The sequence below is a fragment of the Actinoplanes sp. NPDC021490 genome (assembly GCF_055562135.1).
Window position 1 is genome coordinate 1 of the sequence record NZ_JBVHFW010000029.1, and the last position, 14894, is coordinate 14894.

General features: G+C 71.4%; 16 protein-coding genes. 7 read left to right on the forward strand and 9 right to left on the reverse strand.

Annotated elements, in window-relative coordinates:
- Positions 1–113: 113 nt before the first annotated feature.
- A complete protein-coding gene (locus ACZ3I4_RS46235) occupies positions 114–1070 on the reverse strand; it encodes an alpha/beta fold hydrolase (RefSeq protein ID WP_465388542.1) in 957 nt (318 codons plus the stop codon).
- 172 nt (positions 1071–1242) lie between these two features.
- Here ACZ3I4_RS46235 and ACZ3I4_RS46240 point away from each other — a divergent pair, with 172 nt between their 5' ends.
- Entirely contained in the window at positions 1243–1863 is a 621-nt protein-coding gene (locus ACZ3I4_RS46240; RefSeq protein ID WP_465388543.1) for a carbonic anhydrase, read from the forward strand.
- A gap of 120 nt (positions 1864–1983) precedes the next feature.
- Here the strand turns inward: ACZ3I4_RS46240 and ACZ3I4_RS46245 are convergent, their stop codons facing one another.
- A complete protein-coding gene (locus ACZ3I4_RS46245; protein ID WP_465388544.1) occupies positions 1984–2310 on the reverse strand; it encodes a hypothetical protein in 327 nt (108 codons plus the stop codon).
- 234 nt (positions 2311–2544) lie between these two features.
- Between ACZ3I4_RS46245 and ACZ3I4_RS46250 the strand changes: the two genes are divergently transcribed.
- Both ACZ3I4_RS46250 and ACZ3I4_RS46255 read left to right on the forward strand, forming a co-directional pair.
- Complete coding sequence (locus tag ACZ3I4_RS46250) at positions 2545–3036, forward strand: DUF3145 domain-containing protein (protein WP_465388545.1); 492 nt, start codon at positions 2545–2547, stop codon at positions 3034–3036.
- A gap of 42 nt (positions 3037–3078) precedes the next feature.
- Positions 3079–4797, forward strand: coding sequence for a glycoside hydrolase family 3 protein (locus ACZ3I4_RS46255; RefSeq protein ID WP_465388546.1), 1719 nt, complete (start codon positions 3079–3081; stop codon positions 4795–4797).
- 42 nt (positions 4798–4839) lie between these two features.
- On the opposite strand, the gene fabF is transcribed toward ACZ3I4_RS46255, so the two are convergent.
- The 5 genes from fabF to ACZ3I4_RS46280 all read right to left on the reverse strand — a co-directional run bounded on the left by fabF (position 4840) and on the right by ACZ3I4_RS46280 (position 9603).
- A complete protein-coding gene (gene fabF, locus ACZ3I4_RS46260; RefSeq protein WP_465388547.1) occupies positions 4840–6066 on the reverse strand; it encodes a beta-ketoacyl-ACP synthase II in 1227 nt (408 codons plus the stop codon).
- Position 6067: 1 nt separating this feature from the next.
- The gene (locus ACZ3I4_RS46265; protein ID WP_184953034.1) at positions 6068–6310 is read right to left on the reverse strand and encodes an acyl carrier protein; all 243 of its coding nucleotides are present in this window, start codon (positions 6308–6310) and stop codon (positions 6068–6070) included.
- Positions 6311–6360: 50 nt separating this feature from the next.
- Positions 6361–7311, reverse strand: a complete 951-nt coding sequence (locus ACZ3I4_RS46270) for a beta-ketoacyl-ACP synthase III (protein WP_465388548.1) — start codon at positions 7309–7311, stop codon at positions 6361–6363.
- Positions 7308–8252, reverse strand: a complete 945-nt coding sequence (locus ACZ3I4_RS46275; RefSeq protein WP_465388549.1) for an ACP S-malonyltransferase — start codon at positions 8250–8252, stop codon at positions 7308–7310. The genes ACZ3I4_RS46270 and ACZ3I4_RS46275 overlap by 4 nt, the downstream gene beginning before the upstream one ends.
- A gap of 154 nt (positions 8253–8406) precedes the next feature.
- Positions 8407–9603: a PucR family transcriptional regulator gene (locus ACZ3I4_RS46280; RefSeq protein ID WP_465388550.1), complete on the reverse strand. Its 1197-nt coding sequence runs from the start codon at positions 9601–9603 to the stop codon at positions 8407–8409.
- A gap of 486 nt (positions 9604–10089) precedes the next feature.
- Between ACZ3I4_RS46280 and ACZ3I4_RS46285 the strand changes: the two genes are divergently transcribed.
- The 4 genes from ACZ3I4_RS46285 (at position 10090) to ACZ3I4_RS46300 (ending at position 12448) form a co-directional block, all read left to right on the forward strand.
- A complete protein-coding gene (locus ACZ3I4_RS46285; protein WP_465388551.1) occupies positions 10090–10329 on the forward strand; it encodes a hypothetical protein in 240 nt (79 codons plus the stop codon).
- Between the two features lie 219 nt (positions 10330–10548).
- Positions 10549–11106 carry a TetR/AcrR family transcriptional regulator gene (locus ACZ3I4_RS46290; protein ID WP_465388552.1) on the forward strand — a complete coding sequence of 186 codons (558 nt, stop codon included), beginning with the start codon at positions 10549–10551 and terminating at the stop codon, positions 11104–11106.
- 47 nt (positions 11107–11153) lie between these two features.
- Positions 11154–11660 carry an RNA polymerase sigma factor gene (locus ACZ3I4_RS46295; RefSeq protein ID WP_465388553.1) on the forward strand — a complete coding sequence of 169 codons (507 nt, stop codon included), beginning with the start codon at positions 11154–11156 and terminating at the stop codon, positions 11658–11660.
- Positions 11657–12448 carry a hypothetical protein gene (locus tag ACZ3I4_RS46300; protein WP_465388554.1) on the forward strand — a complete coding sequence of 264 codons (792 nt, stop codon included), beginning with the start codon at positions 11657–11659 and terminating at the stop codon, positions 12446–12448. The genes ACZ3I4_RS46295 and ACZ3I4_RS46300 overlap by 4 nt, the downstream gene beginning before the upstream one ends.
- 58 nt (positions 12449–12506) lie before the next feature.
- Here the strand turns inward: ACZ3I4_RS46300 and ACZ3I4_RS46305 are convergent, their stop codons facing one another.
- On the reverse strand, positions 12507–13163 hold the full coding sequence (locus ACZ3I4_RS46305; RefSeq protein ID WP_465388555.1) for a hypothetical protein: 657 nt from the start codon (positions 13161–13163) through the stop codon (positions 12507–12509).
- Positions 13164–13481: 318 nt separating this feature from the next.
- Positions 13482–14888, reverse strand: a complete 1407-nt coding sequence (gltX, locus tag ACZ3I4_RS46310) for a glutamate--tRNA ligase (protein ID WP_465388556.1) — start codon at positions 14886–14888, stop codon at positions 13482–13484.
- Positions 14889–14894: the final 6 nt, after the last annotated feature.

Sequence of the window (14894 nt, forward strand, 5' to 3'; positions counted from 1 at the left end):
ACGCCGAAGATCCACCAAGTTCTATCGCGGATGCCATGTGGATAACGAGTCAGACTCGCCGCCAAGGGCCACCCAGCATCTCAACGTGGATAACCGCCGCGCTGTGGAAAACCCTAGGCCGCCTTCTTGAGTGTGCTAGCGCTCCGCCGGCTGCGACGGGCCCGGCGGGCGGGGGCCGGGGTGGCTCGCTCGACGATGGCGGTCAGCGCGGCCGACACCTCGAGCGGCCGTTCCAGCGGCAGCATGTGCCCGGCCCCCGGCACCACCCGGAGCTCGGCGAAGGGCAGCGCCTCGGCGATCGACTCGGCGCAGGCGGGCGGGGTCAGCCGGTCCCGCTCGCCGACCAGCACCGCGGCCGGCATGTCGGCCAGGGCGCTCAGCGTGTCGAGGCGCTGCTGGGCGCCGATCGAGGGGCGGAAGGCGCCGATCGAGCGCAGCGGCGCCCGGCCGAACGAGCGCATGGCCAGGTCGAGCGCGGCCTCGTCGCAGTCGTCGCCGAACAGCAGCCAGCGCACGGCCGGGCGCAGGGCGGGCAGCAGGGCGCGGTGCGGACGCCACGCGCCGGAGCGGGCCAGCAGCCCGGCGCCGATCGTCTCGCCCGCTCGCAGCAGCGCGGCGATCCGGCCCGGCAACCCGTACTGCGTGTGGGTGTGGCCCTCGGCCGTGGTCGAGACGAACAGCAGGCCGGCCACGCGCTCGGCGAACAGCTCGGGGTGGGCGTGGGCGAACTCCATGATCGTCATGCCGCCCATGGAGTGGCCGGCGAGCACGACGGGGCCGGTGGGGGCGTAGTGGCGCAGCACCTCGGCCAAGTCGTCGCCCAGCTGGCCCAGCGTGGCCCCGCCGAGCCCGGTGGGGCTGGACCGGCCGTGGCCGCGGGTGTCGTAGGCGATCACACGGGGGCGGCGGGCGCCGAGCACGCGCAGGGCGGCGATCTGGTTTCTCCACGTACGCCTGTCCTGGCACCAGCCGTGCGCCAGCACCACTGTGAGCGGCGCGTCAGCCGGCCCGTACGCCTCGACGTGCAACCGCACGCCGTCGGGAAGAGTCAACTCCGATCGCTCCGACATGGGCACCTCCGTGATCCGCACGGCCCCGTAGTACCCACGGGTAATAAGCATCACTCGCGATCACCCGAAAAGCCACTTCTGATTCGGCGCACCAGGGCCGAAAGTCCTTCGCTGAACGTGAGTTGGCTCGCACTCGCTGTTCATGCGGCCGAACTGGGCCAGAATCACCTATATGACGACCGACCCGTCGGCGGGGCCCGCCGTACCGATCACCAATGCTGCCGAAGCCCTGGCCGAGCTGGTCGCGGGCAATAAACGGTTCGTCAGTGGCCGCCCCGAGCACGGGCATCGTGTCTCGGCCGCTGCCGCCTCGTCGGGCCGGCAGCAGCCGCATGCGGTGGTGCTGGGCTGCATCGACTCCCGGGTGCCGCTCGAGGCGATCTTCGACCAGACGTTCGGGTCGATCTGCGTGGTGCGTTCGGGGGCCCATGTGGTCGACCGCGCGGTGCTGGGCTCGGTCGGCTTCGCCGTGGCCGAGCTGGGCGTCCCGCTGATCATGGTGCTGGGTCACAAGCGGTGCGGCGCGGTGGCCGCGTCGGTCGCGGCCCTGCGGGCGGGCGAGGTCCCGGCGGGAGAGATCGGCTATCTGGTCGACGAGATCACCCCGGCCGTACGCGCGGTGGGCGTCGACGATCCCGACGCCGCCGAGAAGGCGATGCGGGCCCACGTCGGCCGTACGGTCCGCCGGATGAGCGTGGTCGACGTGGTGGCCGACGCCGTGGCGGCCGGGCGGGTCGACGTGGTCGGCGCCGTTTATGACCTGGATACCGGCGTGGTCGAGCTTTTGCCCTGATCTGTCAGTCACGCGATGGTCGTACCCCGGTGATCTCGGTGGGGTGATCATCAGAAGACGCAAAAAGGCGCCTGTCGGCCGTAAGCCGTCAGGCGCCTTCGTGATCTTGCGGGTGGGCTGTCAGCCCTCGAAAACGCCGGCCTCGGCCAGGCGCTTCTCGGTGGCGCTCCAGCCGTGCGACGGGTTCGCCTCGTCGAGGGCGCCCAGCTCGGCACGGATCTTGGCACCGTGACCGGCCGCGGACAGCAGCCGGATCTCCTCGACGAAAGCGTCGGAGTCGGTCTTGAGGTGCGCGGTCTTGCCGTTGGTCAGGTTCCGCACGTACGCGAAGCGACCGTTGGCCAGCGGGATGAGGTATTTGTACTCACCGAGCACGCTGAGGGCGCCACCGGCGCTCTGGCCGGCGCGGACTGATGCGCGGGCGGTCTTTGAGGTGTTGCTCGCCACGGCGGCACTCCTTGGAGGAAAGCAGAAAAGGCCTTGTCGAACTCTACACGATGTCGGCCGGACCGTGCCGTCCGAGCAGGTTGAAGCGTTGAGCAGGGTGTGCCACTACGGCCGATCCGATGTCGATGTTGCCGATTCCCTGGCGCACCATCCGTACCAACCGGCATCATGGGACACGATCAACCGCGGTCGAGGTCGTAGGGGAAGACGCACCTCGGTCTTCGGGAGGTCACCGTGCCAACGTGTGGCGTCGTATACGTCCACTCGAGCCCACTTGCCGTGTGCCAACACGTCGAGTGGGCGATCGCGCGCGTACTGACAGCGCCGGTCACGCTGCATTGGACGACGCAGCCGGTCGATCCCGGCATGCGGCGCGCCGAGTGCAGCTGGACCGGACGTTCCGGTACTGGCGCCGAGCTGGCTGCTGCCCTCCGGCAGTGGCCCATGATCCGTTTCGAGGTGACCGAGGAACCGAGCCCGGGTGTAGACGGCGAGCGTTTCATGCACGTCCCGGGTCGCGGCCTCTTTCACGGGATCATGGGCGCGTCGGGCGACATCCAGATCGGTGAGGACCGGTTGCGCTCGATCATGGCCTCCGCGCGGGCGCCGGAGGCACTTTCGCATGCCCTGGAAAAGGCGCTGGGCACGGCCTGGGACGCCGAGCTCGAGCCGTACCGGTACGCCGGTGACGGCGCCCCGGTGACGTTGCTCACCCGGGTGGGCTGACCCGCGCGTTACGCCCGGATGGCCCCCTGATTCGATGCTTGCATGAGGATCGTCCGAGCCGCCCTGGTTATCCCGCTCGTGCTGGCCGCCGCGGCGTGCGGCTCCGACGACGCCCCGGCGCCGCAGGCCAGCGCCCCGGCGCCACCGGCCGTGCCCTCGAATCCGCCCTCCGCCCCGGCTTCCGAGCCGGTCGGTGATCCCGCGGCGCGGGCGGCCGCCGCCGTGGCCACGATGAGCGACGCCGACCTGGCCGGTCAGGTGCTCATGCCGTACGCGTACGGAAGCGACGCGACGACGGTGGACAAGGGCTCGGCTGCCGGCAATCAGGGTCTGGCCGCGGTGAACACGCCCGCCGAGATGATCGCCAAGTTCCACCTGGGCGGGCTCATCCTGGTCAGTTTCACCGCCAAGGACCCGACCGGCGCCACCAACCCGACCACCAACGTCGAGAACCCGAAGCAGGTCCGCGCGCTGACCGACGGGCTGCAGGCCGCCGCGCGCCAGTTGCCCGGCGGCGCCCCGCTGATGATCGGCACCGACCAGGAGTACGGGGTCGTCACCCGGGTCACCGAGGGCGTCACCATGCTGCCCTCGGCCATGGGTGCGGGCGCGGCCGGTCAGCCCAAGCTCACCGAGGGGGCGTGGCGGGCGGCCGGTGAGGAGCTGGCGGCCATGGGCATCACCGTCGACTTCGCCCCGGTCGCCGACACCCTGGGCCCGCCGGCCAACACGGTGATCGGCTCGCGCGCGTTCGGCGCCGACGCCAAGGCCAACGCCGCCCAGGTCGCTGCGGCCGTACGGGGTCTGGAAGGTTCGGGGGTGGCAGCCGGTCTCAAGCACTTCCCGGGGCACGGGCACACCAGCGGGGACAGTCATGAGGGGTTGCCCGTGGTGGCGCAGAGCAAGGCCGCCTGGACCGCGCAGGACCTGCCGCCGTTCAAGTCGGGCGTGGACGCGGGCGCCGGCGTGGTGATGTCCGGCCACCTCGACCTGCAGGCGCTCGACAAGGGCGTGCCGGCCACCTTCTCCAAAAAGATCATGACGGACGTGCTGCGCGGGCAGCTCAAGTTCACCGGGGTCGCGGTGACCGACGCGATGAACATGCCGCCGGCGATGAAGTGGGCGCCGGGCGAGGCCGCCGTACGCGCCCTGAACGCCGGAAACGACATGCTGCTGATGCCGCCCAGCATCGGCGGGGCTCGCGACGGCATCCTGGCCGGGCTCAAGGACGGCTCGCTCAAGAAGGACCGCCTGGTCCAGGCGGTCACGCGCATTTTGACCCTCAAGTTCCGCACCGCCGCCAAGAAACAGCCGGACCTGTCGGTTGTCGCGTCGCCGGCCCACGAGCAGGCGGTCTCGGCCCTCGACGCCGCCTCCATCACTGTGCTGCGCGGACCCTGCTCGGGCGCGCTGCTCAGCGGGCCGGTCACGGTCACCGCGTCGGGGGGCCGCGAGGTGGCCCGGGTCACCCTCGTCAAGGCACTGCAGGCCCAGGGCTTCAACGTGCAGGCGGCGGGCGGCACGAAGATCCATCTCGTCGGGTACGGGGACCGGCCGGTCGACCTCGACCCGTCCGCCCGGGTGACGGTCGTGATGGACACGCCCCACCTGCTGTCCGCGGCCAAGTCACCGGTGCTCGTGGCCACGTACTCGTCGAGCAAGCTGTCCCTGGGCGCGCTGGCCGCGGTGGTCGCGGGCAAGGCGAAGGCGCCCGGCAAGTCGCCCGTGGCCGTCGCCGGGCTTCCGCGTACGGCCTGCTGAAAAAGGGCCCGGCCGCAGCGGCCGGGCCCTTCTCGGAAACGATCAGGCGCGGGTGAAGACCAGCGCGACGTTGTGCCCGCCGAAACCGAACGAGTTGTTCATGGCGGCGGGGATGTCGAGCTGGCGGGCCTTGTGCGCCGCCACGTCGAGGTCGAGCTTGTCGTCCGGGTCGTCCAGGTTGATCGTGGGGGGAACCACGCCGTCCCGGATGGCCAGGATGGTGGCGATCGACTCGAGCGCGCCGGCCGCGCCCAGCAGGTGGCCGGACATCGACTTGGTCGAGGTGATCACCGGGTGGGTGCCGATCGCGGCCTTGATGCCGAGGATCTCGCCCATGTCGCCGACCGGGGTCGAGGTGGCGTGGGCGTTGACGTGGACGATGTCGGCGCCGGTCAGGCCGGCGTCGCGGATCGCCCGGCTCATCGCCCGGGCGCCGCCCTTGCACTCCGGGTCGGGCTGGACGATGTCGTAGCCGTCCGACGTGATGCCGGCCCCGGCCAGCCGCGCGTAGATCCGCGCGCCGCGGGCCTTGGCGTGGTCGGCCCGCTCGAGCACCAGCACGCCCGAGCCCTCACCGAAGACGAACCCGTCGCGTCCCTTGTCCCAGGGGCGGGAGGCCTTCTCCGGCTCGTCGTTGCGGGTCGACATGGCCCGCATGTTGGCGAAACCGGCGTACGGCAGCGGGTGGATGACCGCCTCGGTGCCGCCGGCCATGACCACGTCGGCCCGGCCGGAGCGGATGATGTCCAGACCCAGCGCCATCGCCTCGGCGCCGGTCGCGCAGGCGCTGGCCATGGCGTGCACCCCGGCCTGCGCGCCGAGCTCGATGCCGACCCAGGCCGCCGGCCCGTTCGGCATCAGCATCGGCACGGTGTGCGGGCTGACCTTGCGCTGCCCCGACTCCTCCAGGATGTCGTCCTGGTTGAGCAGCGTGAGCGCACCCCCTATGCCGCTGCCGAGGCTGACGGCCAGGCGCTCCTTGTCCAGGTTGGCACCCTCGAGGCCGGCGTCGGCCCAGGCCTGCTTCGCGGCGATCAGGGCGATCGCCTCGGAACGGTCCAGGCGGCGCATGCGGACCCGCTCGATGACCTCGGACGGGTCGACCTTGAGCTGGGCCCCGATCTTGACTGTGAGCTGCTCGGCCCACTCCGTGGTGAGTCGACTCACCCCGGAGCGGCCGGCGAGCAAGGCGTCCCAGGTGGACGCGACGTCCCCGCCCAACGGGGTGGTCGCGCCGAGCCCGGTGACGACGACGTCGACGTTGCTCATGTCAGTGGTTCGCCTCGATGTAGCTGACGGCGTCACCGACGGTCTTGAGGTTCTGGACCTCGTTGTCGGGGATCTTGACGCCGAACTTCTCCTCGGCGGCCACCACGACCTCGACCATGGACAGCGAGTCGACGTCCAGGTCGTCGGTGAAGGACTTGCCCTCGGCGACGTCGTCCGGGTTCACGCCGGCGACCTCCTCGAGGATCTCGGCAAGGCCCGAGGTGATCTCTTCGCGAGTAGCCATTGTCAGGTGTTTCCTCTCAAATGGTGGGGACTGCTCCGGTTGATCAACGCTTACGGACAGCGAATGACCTGGCCGGCGTAGGTGAGGCCGCCGCCGAAGCCGAAGAGCAGCACCGGGGCGCCCGAGGCGACCTCGCCGCTCTCGATCAGCTTGGACAGGGCCAGCGGCACACTGGCCGCGGAGGTGTTGCCGGAGTGGACGATGTCCTTGGCGACGACCACGTTCGGGCCGAGGCCGAGGCGCTTGACGATTCCGTCGATGATCCGGGTGTTCGCCTGGTGCGGCACGAAGGCGGCCAGCTCGGACGGCTTGATGCCGGCCTTCTCGCAGGTCTCCAGCGCGAACGGCGCGAGCGCGGTGGTCGCCCAGCGGAACACCGTCTGACCGTCCTGCTCGATGTAGGGCTGCCAGCCCTCGATGCGCAGCGCGTCGCCCTTCTCGGGGGCCGAGCCCCACAGCACCGGGCCGATGCCGGACTGCTCGCCCTCGGCCACGCCGGTGACGATCGCGGCGCCCGCGCCGTCACCGAACAGCACGGCGGTCGTCCGGTTGGTCCAGTCGGTGACGTCCGACAGCTTCTCGGCCCCGATCACCAGGGCGTTGCGCGACGCGCCGGCCCGGATCGCGTGGTCGGCGGTGCCCAGGGCGTACGAGAAGCCGGAGCACGCGGTGTTGAGGTCGTACGCCGCCGGGGCGTTGATGCCCAGCCGCGCCGCGACCCGGGTCGCCACGTTGGGGCAGCGGTCGATCGAGGAGCAGGTGGCCACCGTGACCAGGTCGATGTCGGCCGCGGTCAGGCCCGAGGCGGCCAGCGCCTTCTCAGCCGCGAAGGTGGCCATGTCGGCGACCGACTCGCTGTCGGCGACCCGGCGCTCCGCGATGCCGACCCGGCTCTTGATCCACTCGTCGTTGGTGTCGATCGTCGCCGCGAGATCGTCGTTGGTGACGACGCGCGAGGGCTGGTAATGCCCCATCGCGAGAATGCGGGTGCCCGCGGTCATCGTGTTGCTCCTTCGATCGGGTGCCCGCTGTGCCGGGCGATGAGGTCGCGGGCGGCGGACAGGTCGTCCGGTGTGTTGAGAGTGACGATCTCCGGGGCCCCATCGCCCTTGAGCTCGCGCTTGACCAGCCCGGCCAGGGTGCCGGCGGGCGGCAGCTCGATCACGCCGGTGACGCCCAGATCGGCCAGCGCGCGCATCACGAGATCCCACCGGACCGGCGCGGTGACCTGGCGGACCAGGCGCCCGACCATCTCGCGGCCCTCGGACACGGCCGTGCCGTCCAGGTCGGAGAGCAGCGTGCGGGCCGGGTCGGCGACGGTCACTCCACCGGCCACCGCGGCCAGCGCGGCCTCGGCCGGAGCCATGTACGGCGTGTGGAACGCCCCGGCCACCTCGAGCGGACGGACGCGGGCCTTCTCCGGCGGCTCGGCGGCCAGCTGGGCCAGCCCGTCGAGCGAACCGGCCGCCACGACCTGACCGGTGGCGTTGCGGTTGGCCGGGTGCAGGCCATGCTTCTCGAGCGCGGCGAGCACCTCCTCGGGGTCGCCACCGAGCACGGCGCTCATGCCGGTCGGTTCGAGCGCACAGGCCGCGGCCATTTCCCTTCCCCGTACGCCGGCCAGCGCGATCGCGGCCTCGGCCGAGAGCACCCCGGCGATGGCCGTGGCGCCCAGCTCACCCACGCTGTGACCGGCGACCACGTCGACCCGCTCCAGCGGCAGCTCGCTCGCGGCGAGCAGGGAGGCGGCGACCAGCAGCGGCTGCGTACGGGCGGTGTCCTTGATCTCGTCGGCCTCGGCGGCGGTGCCGAGGTGCAACAGGTCGACGCCCGCGAGCGCCGACCACCAGCGCAGCTTGGTGTCGGCGCCGGGCAGATCGAGCCACGGGGTCAGGAAGCCGGGCTTCTGAGAGCCTTGGCCGGGGGAGAGTACGGCGAGCACCTCTTCGACTCTTCCGGATCGGTCGGGGTTGCGGGGCTGACGGCGTCTACTAAACCCTACGACTGACGTTGTAGGAATCCTACAAACGTGCCCGGAAATCACTCCCCTTTGTCCGGATTCCAGGAGCTGTGAATTGCTGAACCCGGAAGGTGAGCTACGTCGCAGGGTCCAAACGCCCGACCGCCAGCGCGATCCGCAGCGCGAATGCGTCCCGCCCGTCCAGCGGCGACAGTCCGGTGACCTCGGTGACCCGCTTGAGGCGATACCGGATGGTGTTCGGGTGCACGTACAGCTCCCGGGCGGTGCTCTCGAGTACCCCACCGGCGGCGAAGAAGGCGTCCAAAGTGTCGACGAGACCGCTGCCGGCACGAGCCAGGGCCCCGTACGCGTCACGGCGCAGCGTCCGCCGCGCCTCCATGTCGCCCGCCAGAGCCCGTTCGGGCAGCAGATCGTCCGCCGCCACCGGATTGGGCGCACCCGGCCAGGCCGGGGCCGCGCGATAACCGGCCAGGGCGGCCCGCGCCGACTCGGTGGCCTGATCGAGCGACGGCACCGCCGGACCGACCACGATCGGGCCCTCCCCGAAACTCGGCGCCAGCGCCTCCGCCGTCGCCAGCGGATCGGTCGCGCCGCCCATCACCACCACCAGCCGGTCGCCGTGCACCCCGCCGATCACTTCGATGCGGGCCCGGCGCGCGGCCCGGTAGACGGCGTGCAGCACGGCCGTGATGTCACCACCCGGGGACCGCCCCACCACCACGGCCACCGGCGGCGCGTCGGCCCACCCCAGCGCCGCGGCCCGGCTGGCCAGCACGTCGGACGAGTCACCGCGCAACAGGGCGTCCACCAGCAGCGCCTGCAGCCGGGCGTCCCAGGCCCCCCGCGACTCGGCGGCCCGGGCATAGACCCGCGCGGCCGAGAAGGCGATCTCACGTGAGAACTTGAGGATGGCCTGCAGCAGCGGCTCCTCCTCACCCTGCGCGGCCAGCGCGGCCACCTCGGACTCGGCGACGTCGATCGTGACCTTGATCAGCTGAACCGTCTGCGTCAGCGTGATCGACCGGGCCAGCGCGCGCGGCGCGGCCGCGAACACCTCGTCCGAGATCTCCTGCGTGGTCGCCGCGACCACGCCGCCCGAGCGCAGCCACTCCACCAGGGAACGGACGCCGGCCTGAGCCACGAGCATGACCTGGGACCGCTGATCGGGGGGCAGGGCCCGGAACCAGGGGAGCGTCTCGTCCATCCGCGCCACGGCCGAGGTGGCCAGGACGCCCGCGTGCCGCTCGATGCGCCGCAGGGTGGCGGCGGGAGGCGGCTTGGCTGGGCCCCGGGGTGGTGCGCTGTCAGACACGCCCCCAGCGTGCCACGCCGTCGCTGGGGTGCCGGGCTCGCCTCTTTTGGTTTGGGGCGCTTCTCGTTGTTGGGCACTCCTAGCCTTGGCCCACCTCCCCCGGCCACCCACCCGGGGGGCGTGGTTGGGAACTTAGCGGGCGGTCAAGTCGGGGCGGCTGGTTGTCCACAGGGGCGGTGGGCGGCGTTTCGCGTTGTCCACAGGGAGCGGCCGGAGCTGCGTACTGGGCGTGACCTCGGCAGTCGGGGACATGCGGCGACGGTGTGGGCTGAATGCTGCGGTTTCGGTGGGAGTGGCGCGAACGACTCCTGCGTGATTTGTCCGTTTTTAGGCCTATAGTCCGGAGTAGCGGTGCGCCCCTGCCGCGATTTCTGTCGGTGACCTGGCATGGTGTCGTCCTAGCGTCGGCAGACTCGCTGCCGCCGGGGGTAAAAGCAGGCCGCTAGCTGCCGATCAATGAGCGCGAACATGGTGAGGGGAGGCGAGATGACGGAACGGGAGAACGAACCCGCGCCGCCCGCGGAGACGATGGGCGCGGCCCTTCCGGTGATCGCCGGGCCGGCAGTGGAAGAGCCACCGGTCGATCAGGACGATCCCGATTCGGGTCCGAGCCGGGGCGCCTGCCGCACCGAACTGCGGGGCTGGGCGGGAGCCCACCTGCACGGCGCGGTCCGTCCGCGCCGCCGGGCCGCGGGCCGTGGCCGTCCGCCTGGCCGCTGGTGCTGAGCCGGCTACGACAGACGACGGCGACCGGCCTCTAGAACCGGCCGGCGCCGACCGCGCACGAGCCAAGAGCGCCGACCGCGCACGAGCCAAGAGCGCCGAGCGGCGACATGGCGTGCGAGCCGGTGAAGAGCGGGGCGGCTCACCCGACCGGGTGAGCCCAGCCGGCCACGGTGGGCGCGTCACGGTGGGTGCGGGGCCGAGGCCGGGAACGGTGAACCGGTGGACGACAAGAGACGGCTCATTCTCGACCAGGCGCTCGCTCTCGTTGACGAGCGTGGCCTCGCGGCGATGTCGATGCGGGCGGTGGCCGAGCGGGTCGGGCTCACGTCGATGGCGCTCTACCCGTACGTGGGTGGCAAGGACGCCATGCTCGACGGGCTGGTCGACCTGCTCGGCCTGGAACTGGGCAGCGAAGGCAGCGAAGGCGTCGAAAGCGACAAGCCCGGGGACTGGCGGCACCGCCTGCGGGCGCTCGGCCGGGCCGTACGGGGGCTGGCCAAGCGTCACCCGGGTGCCTTCCCGCTGCTGCTCAACCGGCCCGCGTCGGGGGCGTCGGCGTCCTGGCTCACCGCCGCCCTGCGCAGCGTGCTGCACGACGCGGGTGTGGCCGACGCCCAAGTGCCGCGGATGGCCCGCATGATCCTGGCGTTCCTGCTGGGCTACGCGACCGGCGAGGTCACCGGCGCGACCACCGTGGCCACCGACAGCGATGACGAGTTCGAGGACGACCTGACCGACCTCGTACGCCTCGTGGAGGTCGCCGTTCGAGTCGCGTGATCGGCGTTCCGCACCGGACAGGGCAGTTTTCCGCCTATAAAGGGCCTATGTCCGGCGACAACGAGACGGCCGAGGGCACCAAGAGCGACGACGCCGCCCTGCGCGAGTTCGTCACCAGCCGCCTGCCCCAGATGCGGCGCACGGCTTTCCTCATGTGCGGCGACTGGCAGATGGCTTCCGAGCTGACCCGGGCCACGCTGGCCCGCGTGGTGGCCGACAGCCGGCGCGGCGCGGTCGCCGACCCGGACGTCTTCGCGTACTCGGAGCTGATGGAGGCCTGCCGCCGCCGCAACCGCCGCCGGGAGCACGTCTTCGTGGCGTCGGCGGGCGCGGCGGGCGTCGAGGCGGAGTCGATCCTGCTGCTGGACGCCCTGCACAAGCTCACGCCGCGCTGCCGGGCCGTGCTGGTGCTGCGCTACTGGGACGGCTTCGACGTGGACGCCACGGGGGCGATGCTGGACCTGGAGGACGAGCAGGTTTCCGCGTACGAGCGGGCCGGGCTCGCGGCCCTGGAGAAGCTGCTCGGTGAGTCCGAGGCAGCGATGGCCGGATGAGCGCGCCGCTGAGCCGGCTGCTCGAGCATGTGCTCGAGGGCGAACCGCCGATCGGTGACGAGGTCGACGCCATCTTCCGGCGGGCCGACAAGTTGCGCCGGCGGCGTACGCAGGGCGTGCTGGCTCTGGGCGCGGCCACCGCGGGGATCATCGTCGTGCTCGGCTACGTGCTGACCTCGACCCTGCTGGCGCCCCGCCCGGCCACAATGAAGGCGGCGCCGACCACGGCCGGCGTTGCCGCGGTCACGCCGCCGCCCGTGCCCAGCCGGGCCCCGGCGACCCGGCCGGCCTCCTCGGACGCGGTGCTCGAGGTGATCGAACCGCTGGTCCGGGGGCGTGAGCTGCGGGTGGTGCGGGGGTCGTCCGAGCGCGGCAACGGCTGGCGGCACTACGAGCTCGCCGACGAGGACGGGCAGGCTCGCGGCACGGTCGAGGTCGGAATCTTCGACGTACGCAAGAAGTGGTGTTTCCCGGTGGAGGCGGACGCGGACGCGTGCGCCCGCCCCGATCGCGCGGCCGGCCTGGAGTTCGTCCGCTACGACGACGTGAGCGACCCGGACCGGCAGGTGCGGCAGACCATCGCCCGGCGACTGGACGACGGCCGTACGGTGGCGGTCATGGCTGCGGGGGAGCGGGACGAGGGGGCACGTCGCGGGAAGCCGGGGCTCACCGGCGCCCAGGTCGAGCAGGTCGCCACCGACGAGCGGGTGTTCGACGCGTTCAGCCGCAAGGAAGACTGCGACCGGGGATGCCCCGACTTCAGCACCCCGGTCGAGCCGGAGGACTGAGGCACCCCGGTCGAGCCGGAGGACTGAAGGATCCCGGTCGAGCTGGAGAACTGAGCGGTCAGATCCGGCGGCGGATCAGATAGGCGATGCCGGCCAGCCCGATGAAGATGGTCGCGATGACCGCGCCGTTGAGCAGGTAGAGCCGGCGCATCTGGCCGAACACCTCGTCGACCCCGGCCGACGCCTCGGCGTCCGCGTCGAGATCCTGGCCGATGCCACCGCCGATGCCGCCGCCGACCACGTCGGGCTTGGCCTTGATCGGCACGCCGCTGACGCGCAGCGTCTCGGGCAGGGTGAGCCGGCCGTAGAACCAGCCGTCGGCCGCCTTCTTGCCGCCCGGCTGCTTGGCCAGGCGGTGCGCCCGCGGGCCACCGGCGGCCGCCGGGAACACGTCGTACGTCTGCAGGCCGGTCTTGCCGGACAGCACGGTGATCGTGTATTTCGCGCCGAGCTTGTCGGCGGCCAGCGCGGACGTCTGCGACCGCGCCGAGTACATCCAGTTGACCTCGCTCAGCAGGCTCGAGAAGAGCCGCTTGTTCTCGGCCTGGGTGATAACGATCTTGTCGTCGACGCCCTTGCCGGTGATCTGGATGATGTTGGCCTTCGGCGCCGGCTTGGGCGCGCCCTCCGCCTGCGCGGCGGCGGGCGTGAGCCCGATCGCCATGGCGGCCGTCGCCGCGAGCACGCCGGTCGCCGCAACGAACCGCGTGATCACCCCTCGAACCATCGTCCGGCCTCCCCGCCCCGTGGTGGACATGGCTTCGCGAGCCATCAGCCGATCCACCTGTCGTGGAACGACCGAGGCCTCAAGCCTTCCCGAGCTGAGGCTCGGGCGCATCTCGGGCCGCACGAATTGTTGTCATCCGGAGGATGACATCCGAGACGACGACGGCCGTTGATCAGTGGCGAGATAGTACCCAGTCCGCGCAACCGGGAAGGGGGCCGGTCACCCGCTCAGCGGATTTCACCACCGTTACGGCGGCGGGCGATTGGCCGACCGGACCCCTTATGCGATAAAGAACGGCAAACCGGGTCAGAGACGCGCGCGGGCCGCACGCAGGCGGGCGAGCGTGCGCTCCTTGCCCAGCACCTCGATCGACTCGAACAGGGGCAGCCCCACCGAGCGGCCGGTCACGGCGACGCGTACGGGAGCCTGGGTCTTGCCCAGCTTGAGCTCGCGAGCCAGGCCCACCGCCTCGAGCGCGCCCTTGAGCGGCTCGGCCGACCAGTCCTCGAGGGCCTCGAACGCGGTGACCGTGGCGTCCAGGATGTCGGCCGCGCCCTCCTTCATCGCCTTGGCCCACGACGCCTCGTCGATGGCGGGCTCGTCGAGGAAGAAGAAGTCGACGTACTCCACGATCTCGGACAGCACCGCGATGCGGGTCTGTGCGAGCGGCGCCACGGCCGTGAACACGTCGACGTCGAACGCGGCCGGCGACCACGGCGGGGCCGGGATGGTGTCGGTGCCGCTCAGCCAGGGCGTGCAGACCTGGATGAACTCCTCGACCGAGAGCGCCCGGATGTAGTCGCCGTTGAACGCGCGCAGCTTCTTGATGTCGAAGAACGCGGAGGCGTGGTTGACGTCCTCCAGGCGGTACTCCTCCTCGATGACCTGCCACGGCACGATCTCGCGGTCGCCCGAGGGGGCCCAGCCGAGCAGCATCAGGTAGTTCTTCATCGTGGCGGCCAGGTAGCCCTCGTCGCGGTAGCTCTCCAGAGCCACCTTGTCGCGGCGCTTGGACAGCTTCTGCCGCTTCTCGTTGACGATGACCGGCACGTGGGCCCAGACCGGCGGAGTGTGTCCCAGCGCCTCCCACAGCAGCTGCTGCTTGGGCGTGTTGGGCAGGTGCTCCTCGGCCCGGATGACCAGGTTGATCTCCATGGTCATGTCGTCGACCACGTTGGCCAGCAGGAACAGCGGGGAGCCGTCGCTGCGGGCGATGACGAAGTCCTCGATCAGCTTGTTCTCGAAGGTGGGCTTGCCGCGGACCAGGTCCACGACCACCGTCTCGCCCTCGTCGGGCGTGCGGAAGCGCAGCGCGCGGCCCTCGCCCGGCCCGAGAGCCCGGTCGCGGCAGAAGCCGTCGTAGCCGGTGTGCTGGTTGCCGCTGCGGGCGATCACGTCCTCGCGCTTGCAGTCGCAGTAGTAGGCCTTGCCCTCGCCGTAGAGACGGGTGGCCGCGGCGGTGTGGTCCTGCGCGTACGAGGACTGGTAATACGGCCCCTCGTACGAGCCGCGCTCGATGCCGATCCAGTCGAGGGCCGAGAGGATGCCCTCGGTCCACTCGGGACGGTTACGGGCGGCGTCGGTGTCCTCGATGCGGAGCACGAATACGCCGTCGTGCTGCTTGGCGTAGACCCAGTTCTGCAGCGCGGTGCGGGCGCCGCCGACGTGGAACATGCCGGTCGGGGAAGGGGCGAAGCGTACGCGAACAGTCACCCGCCC

Bases quoted from the DNA above. Each gene is read 5' to 3' on its own strand.
- ACZ3I4_RS46235 (WP_465388542.1), bottom strand. From the start codon at position 1,070: ATGTCGGAGCGATCGGAGTTGACTCTTCCCGACGGCGTGCGGTTGCAC.
- ACZ3I4_RS46240 (WP_465388543.1), top strand. From the start codon at position 1,243: ATGACGACCGACCCGTCGGCGGGGCCCGCCGTACCGATCACCAATGCT.
- ACZ3I4_RS46255 (WP_465388546.1), top strand. From the start codon at position 3,079: ATGAGGATCGTCCGAGCCGCCCTGGTTATCCCGCTCGTGCTGGCCGCC.
- fabF (WP_465388547.1), bottom strand. From the start codon at position 6,066: ATGAGCAACGTCGACGTCGTCGTCACCGGGCTCGGCGCGACCACCCCG.
- ACZ3I4_RS46265 (WP_184953034.1), bottom strand. From the start codon at position 6,310: ATGGCTACTCGCGAAGAGATCACCTCGGGCCTTGCCGAGATCCTCGAG.
- ACZ3I4_RS46270 (WP_465388548.1), bottom strand. From the start codon at position 7,311: ATGACCGCGGGCACCCGCATTCTCGCGATGGGGCATTACCAGCCCTCG.
- ACZ3I4_RS46285 (WP_465388551.1), top strand. From the start codon at position 10,090: ATGACGGAACGGGAGAACGAACCCGCGCCGCCCGCGGAGACGATGGGC.
- ACZ3I4_RS46295 (WP_465388553.1), top strand. From the start codon at position 11,154: ATGTCCGGCGACAACGAGACGGCCGAGGGCACCAAGAGCGACGACGCC.
- ACZ3I4_RS46300 (WP_465388554.1), top strand. From the start codon at position 11,657: ATGAGCGCGCCGCTGAGCCGGCTGCTCGAGCATGTGCTCGAGGGCGAA.